1 protein-coding gene and 1 pseudogene are annotated in these 16,103 nt (G+C 76.5%); both read right to left on the reverse strand.

Annotated features, from left to right (window positions below):
- Positions 1-16 precede the first annotated feature (16 nt).
- Positions 17-6,841, reverse strand: a complete 6,825-nt coding sequence (locus ABZ805_RS24545; protein WP_358444698.1) for an SDR family NAD(P)-dependent oxidoreductase — start codon at positions 6,839-6,841, stop codon at positions 17-19.
- 27 nt (positions 6,842-6,868) lie between these two features.
- Positions 6,869-16,054: pseudogene (locus ABZ805_RS24550) on the reverse strand (type I polyketide synthase); the annotation flags it as partial.
- Between the last annotated feature and the right edge of the window lie 49 nt (positions 16,055-16,103).

Genomic DNA, 16,103 nt, shown 5'->3' on the forward strand with positions numbered 1-16,103 from the left:
TGTCGGTGGGCTGCGGTCAGGGCTGGGTTCGCCTGCCGAGCTCGTTGTCGATGAACGTCAGCAGGTCGTCGGCGCTCGCCCCTTGGATGCGCTCGCCCACCGCGGGCTCCGCGGACTCCTCGTCGCCGTGCCGCGCGGCGTCGCCGTAGCGCTCCAGCAGGCCGTGCAGCCGGGCGGTGACCTCGCGGCGGAACTCGGCGCCCGCCTCGCCCGCGGCGAGGACGTGCTCCAGGTGGTCCAGCTCGGCGAGCAGCGCCGTGCCACCCTGCCCGGCCGATCCGCCGGACCCGCCCGGGACGTGCGCCCGGTCCGCCCCGTCGTCCGCCGGGCCGAACTCCGCGGCGAGGACCTGGGCCACCGCCAGCGGGGTCGGGTGGTCGAAGACCAGGGTGGACGGCAGCCGCACCCCGGTCGACGCGGCGAGCCGGTTGCGCAGCTCCACGGCGGTGAGCGAGTCGAACCCGATGCGGCGGAACTCCCGCTCGGCACCGATCTCCGCGGCCGAACCGTGCCCGAGCACGACCGCCGCGGCGTCGCGGACCAGCAGCACCAGCTCCTGCTCGCGCGCCGGGCCGCGCAGCCCGGCGAGCCGTTCGGCGAGCCCGGCCCGCTCCGCGGCGGGGTCCGCGGCCGCGGCCGTCCGGCGCGTCGACCGCACCAGGCCGCGCAGCAGCGCGGGCACTTCGCCCTGCGCGCGGACCGCGGTCGACCCGATGCCCAGCGGCACCACCAGCGGTTCGTCCGCGCCGATCGCGGTGTCGAACAGCGCCAGCCCGCGTTCGACCGGCAGCGGCGGCATCCCGTTGTCGCCGATGCGGCGCAGGTCCCGCTCGTCGAGCCCGGCGGTCATGCCGACGCCCTGCTCCCACGCCCCCCACGCGAGGGACACCGCGGGCAGCCCGCGCGCCCGGCGGTACCGGGCGAGGGCGTCCAGGAACACGTTGGCCGCCGCGTAGTTGGCCTGCCCGGCGCTGCCCAGCACCCCGGACACCGAGGAGTAGACGACGAACGCCGCCAGGTCCAGCTCGGCGGTGAGCTCGTGCAGGTGCCACGCCCCGTCCACCTTCGGCCGCAGCACCGCGTCCAGCCGCTCCCCGGTCAGCGCGTCGACCACGCCGTCGTCGAGGACGCCCGCGGTGTGCACCACCGCGGTCAGCGGGTGGTCCGCGGGCACCGCGGCCACCAGCTCGCGCGCGGCGTCCCGGTCGGCGACGTCGCAGGCGGCGAGGGTGACCTCGGCGCCGTGCTCGGCGAGTTCGGCGCGCAGGTCCGCAGCACCGGGCGCGTCCGGGCCGCGGCGGCTCGCCAGCAGCAGGTGCCGGGCACCGTGCTCGGTGACCAGGTGCCGGGCCAGTTCCGCGCCGAGCCCACCGGTGCCGCCGGTGATCAGCACGGTGCCGTCCGAGTCCCAGCCGCGCGGGACGGTCAGCACGATCTTGCCGACGTGCCGGGCGAGGCTCATGTGCCGGAACGCCTCCGGCGCCCGCCGCACGTCCCAGGTCCGCACCGGCAGCGGCCGCAGCACCTCCGCGTCGAACAGGCCGATCAGCTCGCGGAGCATCTCCTGGATGCGGTCCGGGTCGACCAGCCCGAGGTCGAACGACCGGTACCGCACGCCGGGCACGTCGGTGCGCAGGTCCGTCTTGCCCATCTCGACGAACCGGCCACCGCGCGGCTGCAACCGCAGCGAGGCGTCGACGAACTCGCCGGACAGCGCGTTGAGCACCACGTCGATGCCGCCGTCCCCGGCGACCTGCGCGAACGCCGCTTCGAACGCGGTGTCCCGGGAGGAGGCGATGTGGTCGTCGGCGACGCCCAGCGACCGCAGCACGTCCTGCTTGGCCTCGCTCGCGGTGGCGAACACCTCCGCCCCGAGGTGCTGGGCGAGCTGGATCGCCGCCATGCCGACGCCGCCGGCGCCCGCGTGCACGAGCACCTTCTCGCCCGCGCGCAGCTCCGCCAGGTCGACCAGGCCGTGGTAGGCGGTGAGGAAGACCAGCGGCACCGAGGCGGCGGTCGGCCAGGACCACGCCGCGGGCACCCGGGTCAGGAACCGCTCGTCGACCGTCCCCAGTGGACCGAACCCGCCGAACACCATGCCCAGCACCCGATCGCCCGGCTGCAGGCCGGTGACCTCGGGCCCGGTGTCCACGACGATCCCGGCGGCCTCCGAGCCGAACGGCCCGGCTTCGCCCGGGTACATGCCGAGCGCGTTGAGCACGTCCCGGAAGTTCACCCCGGCGGCCTCGATCCGCACCCGCACGTCCCGGCCGGTGAGCGGTTCCGCGGCCTGCGGGAACGGGACGAGTTCGAGGTCGTCCAGGCTGCCCTTGGCGGCGCTGTCCAGGTGCCAGGGCACGCCGGCGGGCGGCACCAGCGAGCTCGCGGTGGCCAGCGGCGCCAGCCGCGCCACCCGCGGTTCGCCGCCGCGGAGCACGGCCTGCGGTTCGTCGGCGGCGACGAGGCCGGGTACCACCGCGGGCACCGCGGTGGCGGAACCACCGCGCACCGCGCCGTCCCCCGCGCCGTCCTGATCAACCGGCTCGTCCGGGTCGTTCGGCTCGTCCCGGTCGTCCAGGTCGAGCAGCAGGAACCGGTCCGGGTGCTCGGCCTGCGCGGACCGCACCAGGCCCCACACCGAGGCCGCCGCGAGGTCCGGCTCGTCGGCCGCCGCGCCGCGGGTGACGAACACCAGCCGGGCGGCCGCGAACCGGTCGTCCGCGAGCCAGTGCCGCACCAGCTCCAGCACCCGCCCGGTGAGCGCGTGCACCGCCGCCGGGTCCGCCTGCTCGCCGCGGAGCGGGACCGCCACGAAGTCGGGCACCGGGTCCGGCAGTTCGGCGAGCGAATCCACCGCGACGGCCACGCCGAGTCCGAGCTCGTCGGCGCCCAGCACGGCCCACCGCGCGGTGGACGGCGTCCCGGAGTCGTCGCGGTGCGGCACCCAGTCGACGTGGAACAGCGAGTTCAGCTCGTCCTGCCCGGCGGGAGCCGCCGCGGCCGGGCCCGCCTCGCGCAGCACCAGGGAATCGACCGACAGCACCGGGATGCCCTGCGGGTCGGCGGCGACCAGCCGCACCGCGTCCTGCCCGCTGCGGGTGATCCGCACCCGCAGCACCGAGGCGCCGGAGGCGTGCAGCGAGGCACCGCTCCACGAGAACGGCAGCAACCCGCGACCGTCGGCCTCGGACGCGGCGAACACGGTGGCGTGCAGCACCGCGTCCAGCAGCGCCGGGTGCAGCCCGTAGGCCTCGGCGTCGCGGACCTCCGCGGGCAGCCGCACCTCCGCGTAGTGCTCCTCGTCGCGGCGCCACACCGCGTGCAGCCCGCGGAACACCGGCCCGTAGTCCAGCCCGGTCGCGGCGTAGTCGTCGTACAGCGAGCCGATGTCCACTTCGGACGCACCGGGTGGCGGCCAGGTCGCGGCGTCGAAGTCCAGCACGTGCTCCGGTTCGACGAGCAGCCCGGTGGCGTGTCGGGTCCAGGGCGCGCCCGGGTCGTCGGCCGACCGGGAGTGCAGCCGCAGCTCGCGGCGGCCCGAGCCGTCGGCCCCATCCACCCGCAGCTGCACCTGCACGGCGCCGCGTTCGGGCAGCACCAGCGGCGCGGCCAGCGTCAGGTCCTCCACCTGGGCGCAGCCCACCTGGTCGGCGGCGCGCACCGCGAGCTCCAGGAAACCGGTGCCGGGGAAGAACACGTGGCCGCCGACGACGTGGTCGGCCAGCCACGGGTGGGTGGCCAGCGAGAGCCTGCCGGTGAACAGCACCCCGTCCCCGTCCGCCTCGTCCACCGCGGCCCCCAGCAGCGGGTGCTCGGCCCCGGCCAGGCCGAGTCCGGCGGCGTCCCCCGCCGGCGGGGCGGCGTCCGGCCAGTACCGCTCGTGCTGGAACGCGTAGGTCGGCAGGTCGACGCGGTCGGCGCCGCCCGCGAAGAACTCGGCCCAGCCGACCGGGACCCCGGCCACGTGCAACCGGGCCAGCGCGGTCACCGCGGCGGCGTGGTCGTCCCGGTCGCGGCGCAGCACCGGGATCACCGGGGTGCCCGGCTCCAGGGTCTCCTGCGCCATCGAGCACAGCGCGCTGTCCGGCCCCAGCTCGAGGAACACCGAGGCACCGTCGTCGGCGAGCGCGCGCACCCCGTCCGCGAAGCGCACCGGTTCGCGCACGTGCCGCACCCAGTACTCCGGGTCGGCGAGCTCGGCGGCGGTGGCGCTGCGGCCGGTCAGGTTCGACACCAGCGGCAGCAGCGGCCTGCCGAAGGTGGCTCGCCGCACCACGGCCCGGAAGTCGTCGAGCATCGGGTCCATCAGCGGCGAGTGGAACGCGTGGCTGACCGCCAGCCGGGTGGTCGTGCGGCCCTCCGCGTCGAGCCGCTGCCGCACCGCGTCCAGCTCGTCCGCGGCGCCGGACAGCACCACCGAGCCGGGGGCGTTCACCGCGGCCACCGCGACCTGCCCGGTCAGCAGCGGTGCGACCTCGTCCTCGGCGGCGCGGACCGCGAGCATCGCGCCGCCCTCGGGCAGTGCCTGCATCAACCGGCCGCGGGCGGCGACGAGCGCGGCGGCGTCCGGCAGCGACAGCACCCCGGCGACGTGCGCCGCGGTGATCTCGCCGAGGGAGTGGCCCGCCACGAAACCGGGGGTGACGCCCCAGGATTCGAGCAGCCGGTACAGCGCCACCTCGACGGCGAACAGCGCGGGCTGGGTGTACCCGGTGCGGTCCAGCAGAGCCGCGTCGGGGCTGCCGGGCTCGGCGAACAGCAGCTCGCGCAGCGGCCGGTCCAGGTGCCGGTCCAGCTCGGCGAGCACCTTCTCCAGCGCGTCGGCGAACGCGGGGAACCGCTCGGCGAGCTCCCGCCCGGCGCCGGCGCGCTGGGCGCCCTGGCCGGAGAACAGCACGGCGAGCTTCGCCGGACGTTCCACCACGCCGCGGTGCGCGTCCGGCGCGGTGCCGTCGAGCCAGCCGGCGAGCGCGTCCCGCAGCCCGGTCGGTTCGGTGCCGGTCACGGCGAGCCGGTGTTCGCAGGCGGTACGGGTGGTGGCCAGCGAGAACGCCAGGTCCGCCGCGCGGGCGTCCGAGTGCGCGTCGAGGTGCCCGAGCAGTGCGGCCACCTGGTCGCGCAGCGCCTGCTCGGTGCGGCCGGACACCAGCCACGGCACCGGTCCGGGCGGCGCCTCGGCGGACCGGCCACCGGCGGACCCGGCACCGGCGGACCCGGCACCGGCGGATCCGAGGTCGGCGGATCCGGCGCCGGTCGCACCGGCGTGGGCCGCCTCGACATCGGTGGCCCCGGCGGCGGCGGTCCCGGCGGCGATGGACCCGGCGCGGGCGGCTCCGGCGCGGGTGATCCCGACATCGACGGCCCCGGCACCGGCGGATCGAGCCGCACCGGCCGCGGTCTCGTCCGGCGATGTCCCGGGAACGGCGTCCGCGGTCTCCTCCGGCGCCTGCTCCAGGATCGTGTGCGCGTTGGTGCCGCTCACCCCGAACGAGGACACCGCCGCGCGGCGCGGCCTGCCGGTCTCCGGCCACGGTTCGGCCGCCGTCAGCAGTTCGACGGCACCGGACGACCAGTCCACGTGCGAGGACGGCGGATCGCAGTGCAGCGTGCGGGGCAGCACCCCGTGCCGCATCGCCTGCACCACCTTGATCACCCCGGCGACGCCTGCGGCGGCCTGCGCGTGCCCGAGGTTGGACTTGATCGACCCCAGCCGCAGCGGTTCCGCCCGGTCCTGCCCGTAGGTCGCCAGCAGGCTGCTCGCCTCGATCGGATCGCCCAGCGACGTCCCGGTGCCGTGCGCCTCCACCATATCGACGTCCGATGTGGACAGTTCGGCGGCGGACAGGGCCTGCCGGATCACCCGCTGCTGCGCGCGCCCGCTGGGCGCGGTGAAGCCGTTGGAGGCGCCGTCGGAGTTCACCGCGGAGCCGCGCACCAGCGCCAGCACCGGGTGCCCGTTGCGGCGCGCGTCGGAGAGCCGTTCCAGCACCAGCACGCCGACGCCCTCGGACCAGCCGGTGCCGTCCGCGGCGTCGGAGAACGCCTTGCACCGGCCGTCGGTGGCCAGCCCGCCCTGCCTGCTGAACTCCAGCAGCGCGCCCGGGGTGCACATCACGTTCACGCCCCCGGCCAGCGCCAGCTCGCACTCCCCCGCCCGCAGCGCGTGCGCCGCCTGGTGCAGCGCGACCAGCGAGGACGAGCAGGCGGTGTCCACGGTGACCGCCGGGCCCTCCAGCCCCAGTTCGTAGGACAGCCGGCCGGAGACGGCCCCCGCCGCGATGCCGGTGCCCACGTCGCCGTCGGCGTCGGCCAGCGACCGCACCACCAGGTAGGCGTAGTCCTGCCCGTTGGTGCCGACGAACACGCCGGTGCGGCTGCCGCGCAGCGCGGCGGGATCGAGGCCCGCGCGCTCCACCGCCTCCCAGGACACCTCCAGCAGCAGCCGCTGCTGCGGGTCCATGGACAGCGCCTCGCGCGGCGAGATGCCGAAGAAGCCGGGGTCGAAGTCGGCGACGCCGTCGAGGAACCCGCCGCGGCGGGTCACCTCGTTGCCGCGCGCGTCGGTGCCCGCGTCCCGCAGCTCCGCCAGGTCCCAGCCGCGGTCGGCGGGGAACTCGCCGATGGCGTCACCGCCCGAGTCGACCAGCTCCCACAGCTGTTCCGGGGAGCGGATCCCGCCCGGGTAGCGGCAGCCGATCGACACGATCGCGATCGGTTCAGCCCGCTGCGCGAGGAGCCGCTGGTTCTGCCTGCGCAGCCGCTCCGTCTCCTTCATCGACGCGCGGAGTGCCTTTTCGACCTGCACCTGCCGGTCCACCGGGGCGTGCTCGCCAGAGGTCATCATCAACTCCGTGGGTCGGTCTCGACATCAGTCGGTCTCGACGGCACCGTCGAGCGCCGCCTGCACGAGGTCGTCCAGTGCCATCGCGTCGATCGACTCATCGGTCCCGGCCTCGGTACCGGAGTCCGCCCCGTCCGCCTGCTCGCCGTCCAGCCCGTCCAGCCCGTCCAGCCCGTCCAGCGCCTCCAGCACGCCCGCGGCGCGCAGCGCGGACAGCGGTGCGGTGGCCAGCAGCCGCCGGATGCGCGCCTCGTCCGCCTCGTCCGCCCCGGGGTCGCCGTCGAGGTCGAGCCCGGTGAGCAGGTGGTCGGCGAGGTCGGCGGGTGTCGGGTGGTCGAAGACCATCGTCGCGCCGAGCCGCAGCCCGCTCGCGGCGCCGAGCCGGTTGCGCAGCTCCACGGCCGCCAGCGAGTCGAAGCCGAGGTCGCGGAACGCTCGGTCGGGGCCGACGGCGTCCGGCCCGGAGTGACCGAGGATGTCGGCGCTGTGCCCGCGGACCAGGTCGAGCAGCACGTCCCGGCGGCGGGCCGGCGGCAGTTCGGCGAGTTCGGCGCGCAGCGAGCCGTTCTCGACGGGCGCGGGCGCCGTGTCCTCGGCGCGGCCGGGCAGTTCGCGCAGCAGCGGGCTGGGCCGGGCCGCGGTGAAGGTGCGGGCGAACCGCTCGCTCACCGCGGCGACCAGCAGCGCCGGTTCCGCGCCGGTGGCGAGCTCGTCGAACGCCCGCAGCGCCAGGTCGGGCCGCATGGCGTCGACACCGCCGCGCTGGGCGTGGTCGGCGGCGTCCTGACCCGCGGCCATCCCGGCACCGGCCCAGGCGCCCCAGGCGATGGAGGTGGCGGGCAGCCCGGCGGCGTGCCGCTGTTCGGCGAGCGCGTCGAGCACCGCGTTCGCGGCGGCGTACCCGCCCTGCCCGGCGTTGCCGACGGCGGCCGACGCGGAGGAGAACAGCACGAACGCGGTCGGCTCGTGCTCGCGGGTGAGCTCGTCGAGCAGCAGCGCCCCGGTGACCTTGGTGCGCAGCACCGCGTCGAACCGGTCGGGGGTGAGCCCGTCGAGCACTCCGTCGTCGAGCACCCCGGCGGCGTGCACCACGCCGGTCAGCGGGTGCGCGGCGGGGATGCCGCCGAGCACGGCGGCCAGCGATTCCCGGTCGGCGACGTCGCAGGCTTCGACGGCGGTGGTGGCGCCGAGTTCGGCGAGTTCGGCCCGGAGCTCCGCGGCTCCCGGCGCGTCGGCGCCGCTGCGGCTGAGCAGCACCAGGTGTTCCGCCCCGGTCGCGGCGAGGTGCCGGGCGACCTGGGCACCGAGCGCGCCGGTGCCGCCGGTGATGAGCACGGTGCCGGTGGGGTTCCACCGCTGCGCGGGCCGTTCAGGCGCGGGCAACAGGCGGCGGCCGAGGGTGGCGCCGGGCCGCACCGCGACCTGGTCCTCGCCGTCGAGCCCGGCGAGCACCGTCGCGAACCGCGCGGTGGTGTCCGCGTCGAGTTCCGCGGGCAGGTCGATCAGCCCGCCCCAGCGGTCCGGGTGTTCGAGCGCGGCGACGCGGCCGAGCCCCCACGCGGCGGCCTGCACCGGGTGCGGCACTGGTTCGCCGCGACCGGCGGCGACCGCACCGCGGGTGACCGTCCACAGTGACGCGTCGAGCCCGGCGTCGCCGAGGGCTTGCAGCAGGGTCGCGGTGCGGGCCGGTCCGGCCGGCACGGCGCGTCCGGTGTCGGTGGTGGCGAGCAGCGAGACCACACCGTCGACGGGCCGGCCGCCGGTGGCCTCGCGGAGCAGGACGCGCCAGGACTCCCGGTCGGGGGCGTCGAGTTCGATCCGCACCGCGTCGTCGAACGCGCCGAGCACGTCGGCGTCCCGGCCGGTGCCGTCCGCGGGCAGCACCACCAGCCAGGTCCCGGTGGGCCGGGCGGCCGGGGCGGTGAGCGCCTTCCAGCCGAAGCGGTGCCGCCAGGAGTCGACGGTCGCCTGCTCCTGCTGCCGTTCCCGCCAGCCGGACAGCGCGGGCAGCACCTCGGACAGCGCGGTGCCGGGCACGTCGAGTTCCGCGGCGAGCTCGGCGTAGTCGGCGTCGGCGACCGCGTTCCAGAACGCGGTGTCGGATTCCGCTGCGGCAGCGCGGTTCTCCGCCGCGGGTGCCGCGGTCTCCGGCCAGAAGCGCTCGTGCTGGAACGGGTAGGTCGGGAGGTCCGCGCGGCGGGCGCCGCGGTCGGCGAAGAACTCGGCCCAGCGCGGCGTCGTCCCGCAGGTGTGCAGCCGGGCCAGCGCGGTGATCGCGGTCTCGGCCTCGTCCCGTCCGGCGCGCTGCGCGGGGACCACCTCGGCCTGGCCGTCGAGGGTGCCGTCGACCAGTGCGGCGAGCACCGCGTCCGGGCCCAGTTCGCAGCAGGTGCCGACGCCGCGATCGGCGAGGGTGCGGACGCCGTCGGCGAACCGCACGGCCCGGCGCACGTGGTCCACCCAGTAACCGGGATCGCACAGCTGCTCGGCGGTGGCGATCCCACCGGTCAGGTTGGACACGACCGGGAGCGCCGGGGCGGCGTAGCCGATGTCCCGGGCGGTGCGGCCGAATTCCTCCAGCATGGCGTCCATCAGAGGTGAGTGAAACGCATGGCTGACCCGCAAACGCCTAGTCTTTCGCCCGTTCGCCGCGAACCGCTCGGCGAGCTCGCGCACCGCAGGCTCGTCCCCGGCGAGAACCAGCGAGTCGGGTGCGTTGAGGGCGGCGATCGCGACCTGCTCGGTGAGCAGCGGCACGACCTCCTCTTCGGCCGCCTGCACCGCGATCATCGCCCCGCCCGCGGGCAGCGCCTGCATCAGCCGGGACCGGGCGGCGACGAGCCGCACCGCGTCCGGCAGCGAGAACACGCCCGCGACGTGCGCGGCGACGAGCTCCCCGATCGAGTGCCCGGTGAGGAAGTCCGGTCGCACGCCCCAGGATTCGAACAGCCGGTGCAGCGCGACCTCGAACGCGAACAGCGCGGGCTGGGTGAACCCGGTCTCGTCGAGCAGCGCCGCATCCTCGCTGCCCGCCTCGGCGAACATCACGTCCCGCAACGGCCGGTCCAGTTCCAGGTCGAAGTGCGCGCACACCTCGTCCAACGCGGCCGCGAACACCGGGAACCGGGCCGACAGCTCCCGGCCCATCCCGGCGCGCTGGGCGCCCTGCCCGGAGAACAGGAACGCGAGCTTGCCCGGTTTTCCGCCGCCGCGCAGCAGGTTCGGCGCGGTCCCGCCACCGGCGAGCGCGGTGAGCCCGGCGTGCAGCGCGGTGCGGTCGGCGGCGAGCACGGCGGCCCGGTGCTCGAAGTGCGCGCGGGTGGTGGCCAGCGAGCAGGCCAGATCGGCGAGCTCGGTTCCGGTGCGCAGCAGCAGTTCCGCTTGCACCCGCAGCGCTTCCGGGGTGCGGGCGGAGACGACGACGGGCAGCAGTCCCGGTTCCGCCGCGGGTTCCACCGGCGCCTCGACCTCGGGTGCCTGCTCCAGGACCACGTGCGCGTTGGTGCCGCTGGCGCCGAAGGAGGACACCGCGGCGCGGCGCGGCCTGCCGGTGCCGGGCCAGCCGGTGCGCTCGGTGAGCAGCTCGACGGCGCCCGCCGTCCAGTCGACGTGCGTGGAGGGCCGGTCCACGTGCAGCGTCTTCGGCAGTTCGCCGTGCCGCATCGCCAGCACCGACTTGATGACGCCCGCGACGCCGGAAGCGGCTTGGCTGTGCCCGATGTTGGACTTGATCGAGCCGAGCAGCAGCGGTTCGTCCCGGTCCTGCCCGTAGGTCGCCAGCAGCGCCTGCGCCTCGATCGGATCGCCCAGCGAGGTGCCGGTGCCGTGCGCCTCCACCACGTCCACATCGGACGGTGCGAGGCCCGCGGTGGCGAGCGCCTTGCGGATCACCCGCTGCTGGGACAGCCCGTTCGGCGCGGTGAGCCCGTTCGAAGCACCGTCCGAGTTGACGGCGGACCCGCGCAGCACGGCGAGCACCTGGTGCCCGTGCCGCCGCGCGTCGGACAGCCGCTCCACCACGAGCATCCCGACGCCTTCGGACCAGCCGGTGCCGTCGGCGCCGTCGGCGAAGGCGCGGCAGCGCCCGTCCGGGGACAGCGCGCCCAGCTCGCCGAACTCGACGAAGCCGACGGGGGTGGACATCACCGTCACCCCGCCGGCCAGCGCGACCGAGCAGTCGCCGGTGCGCAGCGCCTGCACCGCCTGGTGCAGCGCGACGAGCGAGGACGAGCAGGCGGTGTCCACGGTGACCGCGGGTCCTTCCAGCCCGAAGGTGTAGGCGAGCCGCCCGGAGATGAGGCTCGCGGACTGGGCGGTCTGGGCGTGCCCGACCTGCCCGGCCGGGGGCCGGTAGTCGCCGGAGCCGCCGCCGACGAACACGCCCGCGTCGGTGCCGCGCAGCGCCGCCGGGTCGATGCCGGCGCGTTCCCACGCCTCCCAGGCCGCTTCGAGCACGATGCGCTGCTGCGGGTCCATCACCATGGCTTCGCGCGGCGAGATGCCGAAGAAGCCGGGGTCGAATTCGGCGACGTCGTAGAGGAATCCACCTTCCTTGGTGCCCATCGCGGTCAGGTCCCAGCCGCGGTCGGCGGGCGCGGGCCCGATGGCGTCGGTCTCGTCGAGCAGCAGCCGCCACAGGTCTTCGGGCGAGCGGACGCCGCCCGGGTAGCGGCAGCTCATGCCGACGATGGCGATCGGGTCGTCGTCCGGTGCCGCGGCGGCCGCGACGGGTTCGGTGCCGCGTTCGGCGCCGGTGAGCTCGGCGAGCAGGTGCGCGGCGAGCGCGTCCGGCGTCGGGTGGTCGAACACGAGCGTGGCGGGCAGTGCGAGCCCGGTGGCCGCGCCGAGCGCGCCGCGCAGGTCCACGGCGGTGAGCGAGTCGAAGCCGAGGTCGCGGAACGGCAGGTCCGGTTCGACGGCGTCCGGGCCGCCGTGCCCGAGGACCTGGGCGGCGGCCGTGCGCACCAGGTCGAGCACCCGGTCGGCGCGCTCCGGTCCGCCGAGCGCGGCGAGCTCGGCGAGCAGCGAGCCGCCGTCGGGGCCGGCGTCGGCATCGGCGGGCGCGGCCGCGGGGATGTCGTCGAACAGCGCGCTGCGGCGGTCGGCGGTGAACGCGGGCGCGAAGGTCTCCCACCGCACGTCCGCGAGCACCAGCGAGGTCTCGGGCCCGCCGAGGGCGCGGCCGAACGCGGTGGCGGCCCGGTCCGGGTCCAGCGCGGGCAGCCCGTTGGCCCTGCGGTGCGCCGCCGCTCCGTCCGATGTGGACTCCCAGGCGCTCCAGGCGAGCAGCCGGGCGGGGATGCCGTCGGCCGCCAGCCGGCGAACCAGCGCGTCGAGCCGGGCGCCGTCGGCGGCCGCCTGCTGCTGCCCGCGCACGCCCCACACCGCGGCGATGGAGGTCATCAGCACGAACGCGTCGAGGGGCTGTCCGGCCAGCAGTGCGGCGAGCTGTTCGGCGTCCGCGACGGGGTCGGTGCCGTCGGCGGCGTGCACGACGGCGGTGATCGGGCCGGGTGCGGCGTCGAGGACCTCGCGGAGGTCCGCGGTGCTCGCGCGCAGCACGTGCTCGGCACCGTCGGCGGCGAACCGGCTGCTCAGGTGGCCGGTGGAGGTGTCGTCGCCGACGACGAGCACGGTGCCGTGCGGCCGCCACGGGGCGGCCGGTGCGGGTGCGGGCCGGAGCCTGCGCCCGTAGGCGCCCGCGGCGCGCAGCACGACCTGGTCCTCGGTGCCGCCGAGGACGGCGGGCAGCCGCTCGGCGGCGCGCCGGTCGGCGGTCGCGGGCAGGTCCACGAGCCCGCCCCACGCCTCGGGTTCGTCCAGGGCGAGGACGCGGCCGCGGCCCCACAGCGCGGCGGCCTCGACGTCCGGGAGCTCGGCGCGGCCGACGGCGACGGCGCCGCGGGTCAGCGCCCACAGCGGCGCGGTGATCCCGGCGTCCCGCAGCGCGGGCAGCAGCGCCGCCGGGTCGGCGCCGGGCAGCGCGACGACCGCCGCGTAGCCGTCCTGGAGCTCGCCGGTGGCGGCGGGTTCGCGCACGTCGGCGCCGGGCAGGGCGTCCAGCACCGCGGCGGTCCAGTCGGTATCGCGTTCCGCCGCGGGGACGAGCACCAGCCAGGGGCCGGTGGACCGGCGGGTGGTGCTGATCGGCGTCCACCCGATCGCGTAGCGCCAGCCGTCCACGGCGGCGTGTTCGCGGCGGTGGCGGCGCCAGGACGACAGCGCGGGCAGCACGGCGGACAGCGACGCGTCGTCCACGTCGAGGGAACCGGACAGCGCGGTGAGGTCCTCCCGTTCGACGGCGGCCCAGAACTCGGCGTCCGCCGGATCGCCCGCGGTGGCGGCGGCCGGTTCCGGCCAGTAGCGCTCCCGCTGGAACGCGTAGGTCGGCAGGGCGGTGCGCCGCGCCCCGGTGCCCGCGAAGTGCGCCGCCCAGTCGACGTGGGCGCCGTGGACGTGCAGCCGGGCGAGGGCGGTGCCGAGCGCGGTCTCCTCGTCCCGGTCGGCGCGCTGGGTGGCGACGACGAGCGGGCCGTCCGCGGGCAGCGACTGCCGGGCGAGCGCGGCGAGCACCCCGTCCGGTCCGAGTTCCACGAACCGGGTGGTGCCCGCGTCGTGCAGGGTGCGGACGGCGTCGGCGAACCGCACGGCCTCGCGCAGGTGCCGCACCCAGTAGTCGGCGCTGCCCAGTTCGGCCGGGTCGGCGACGGTGCCGGTCAGGTCGGACACCACCGGGATCTCCGGGGCGTGGAACTCGATTCCGGCCGCGGTGCGGCGGAATTCGTCCAGCACCGGGTCCATCAGCGGCGAGTGGAAGGCGTGGCTGACGGTGAGCCAGCGGGTGCGGCGGCCGAGGTCGCCGAAGTGCGCGGCGATGCGCTGCGCTTCGGCGGTGGCGCCGGAGACGACGACGGAGTCGGGCCCGTTCACGGCGGCGATCGCGACCCGCTCGGTGAGCTGCGCGGCCACTTCGTCCTCGGTGGCCTGCACCGCGATCATCGCTCCGCCGGCGGGCAGCGCCTGCATCAGCCGGGCGCGGGCGCCGACGAGCTTCGCGGCGTCCGGCAGCGAGAACACGCCCGCGACGTGCGCGGCGGCCAGTTCGCCGATGGAGTGCCCGGTCAGCAGATCCGGCCGCACACCCCAGGATTCGAACAACCGGTACAACGCGACCTCGAACGCGAACAGCGCGGGCTGGGTGAACCCGGTCTCGTCGAGCAGCGCGGCATCCTCGCTGCCGGGCTCGGCGAACATGATCTCGCGCAGCGGCCGGTCCAGTTCGAGGTCCAGGTGCGCGCACACCTCGTCCAGCGCGGCCGCGAACACCGGGTATCGAGCGGCCAGCTCGCGGCCCATCCCCGCGCGCTGCGCGCCTTGGCCGGCGAACAGGAACGCGGTCCTGCCGGGCCCGGCGTCGGTGCCGCGGGCGACTTCCACGGCCCCGTCCGGCCCGGCCAGCAGCACCGCCCGGTGCCGCAGCGCGGCTCGTCCGGTGGCCAGCGAGAAACCGACGTCCACAGTGGGCCTATCGGTCCCGGTGGTGGCGCCGGTGAGCCGCGCGAGCTGCTCGTCCAGCGCCTCCCGGGTGCGGGCCGACACCGGCCACGGCACGGCCCGCGGCCGCACCGGCACCTTCTCCGGTCCGGGTTCGGGCTCGGGGGCCTGTTCGAGGATGACGTGCGCGTTGGTGCCGCTCACGCCGAACGCGGAGACCCCGGCGCGGCGCGGGTGCCCGGCCGCCGGCCACGGCCGCGGTTCGGCGAGCAGCGCCATCCCGGCGGCGTCCCAGTCCACGTGCGGGCTGGGCCGTTCGGCGTGCAGCGTCTTCGGCAGCGTCCCGTGCCGCATCGCCAGCAGCACCTTCACCACCCCGGCGACGCCGGCGGCGGCCTGGGTGTGGCCCAGGTTCGACTTGATCGCGCCGAGGTGCAGCGGTTCCGCCCGGTCCCGGCCGTAGGTGGCCTGCAGCGCCCCGGCTTCGATCGGGTCGCCGAGGGTGGTGCCGGTGCCGTGCGCCTCCACCACGTCCACGTCGGCGGCGGTGAGCCCGGCGTCGGCGAGGGCCTGCCGGATCACCCGCTGCTGGGCGGGTCCGTTCGGGGCGGTGAGCCCGTTCGAGGCGCCGTCCTGGTTGACCGCGCCGCCGCGCACCACGCCCCACACCTCGTGGCCGTGCCGCCGCGCGTCGGAGAGCCGTTCCAGCACGAGCACGCCGACGCCTTCCGACCAGGCGGTGCCGTCGGCGTCCGCGCCGAACGCCTTGCAGCGCCCGTCCGGGGCGAGCCCGCTCTGCGCGCTGAACTCGACGAACGAGTCCGGCCCGGACATCACCGACACGCCGCCGGCCAGCGCCAGCGAGCACTCCCCGGACCGCAGGGCCTGCAACGCCCAGTGCAGCGCGACGAGCGAGGACGAGCAGGCGGTGTCCACGGTGACCGCGGGCCCTTCCAGCCCGAGCGAGTAGGACAGCCTGCCGGAGAGCACGCTGGCGGTGTTGCCGGTGGCCACGTGCCCGCGGACGTCGGCACCGGCCGCGCGCAGCAGCTGCGAGTAGTCCTGCCCGTTGGTGCCGATGAACACGCCGGTCGCGCTGCCGCGCAGCCCGTCCGGGGCGATCCCGGCTCGTTCCAGCGACTCCCAGGTGGTCTCCAGCAGCAGCCGCTGCTGCGGGTCCATCGCGAGCGCCTCGCGCGGCGAGATGCCGAAGAACGGCGCGTCGAAGTCGGCGACCCCGTCCAGGAAGCCGCCTTCCCGGGTGGCGGAGTCCCCGGCAGCGAGCGCGGCCAGGTCCCAGCCGCGGTCGGTGGGGAACGGTCCGATCGCGTCGGTGCCCGCGGCCAGCAGCTCCCACAGGTCCTCGGGCCCGCGGACCCCGCCGGGGAAGCGGCAGCCGATGCCGACCACGACGACCGGGTCATCGGCGGCGGCGCGCGCGACCGGCACCGGCGCGGACGCGGGCGCGGGCAGCGAGCCGAGCAGTTCGGCGAGCAGGAAGTCCCGCAGCGCCACCGGGTTCGGGTGGTCGTAGACGAGGGTGGCGGGCAGCGCGAGGCCGGTGGCGGCGCTGAGCGCGTTGCGCAGCTCGACGGTGGTCAGCGAGTCGAACCCGAGGTCCTGGAACGCCCGGTCGGCGGGAACGTCGGCGGCGGTGGCGTGGCCGAGGACCGCGGCGACCTGGGCGAGCAGCAGGTCCAGCACGGCCGGCGCGCGGTCGGCTTCGGGCAGCGCGGCGAGGGTGGCCCGCAGCCCCGGCGCGTCCGGC

It is taken from the genome of Saccharopolyspora sp. NPDC047091 (genome assembly GCF_040643635.1).
In the GTDB taxonomy this organism is placed as follows: domain Bacteria; phylum Actinomycetota; class Actinomycetes; order Mycobacteriales; family Pseudonocardiaceae; genus Saccharopolyspora_C.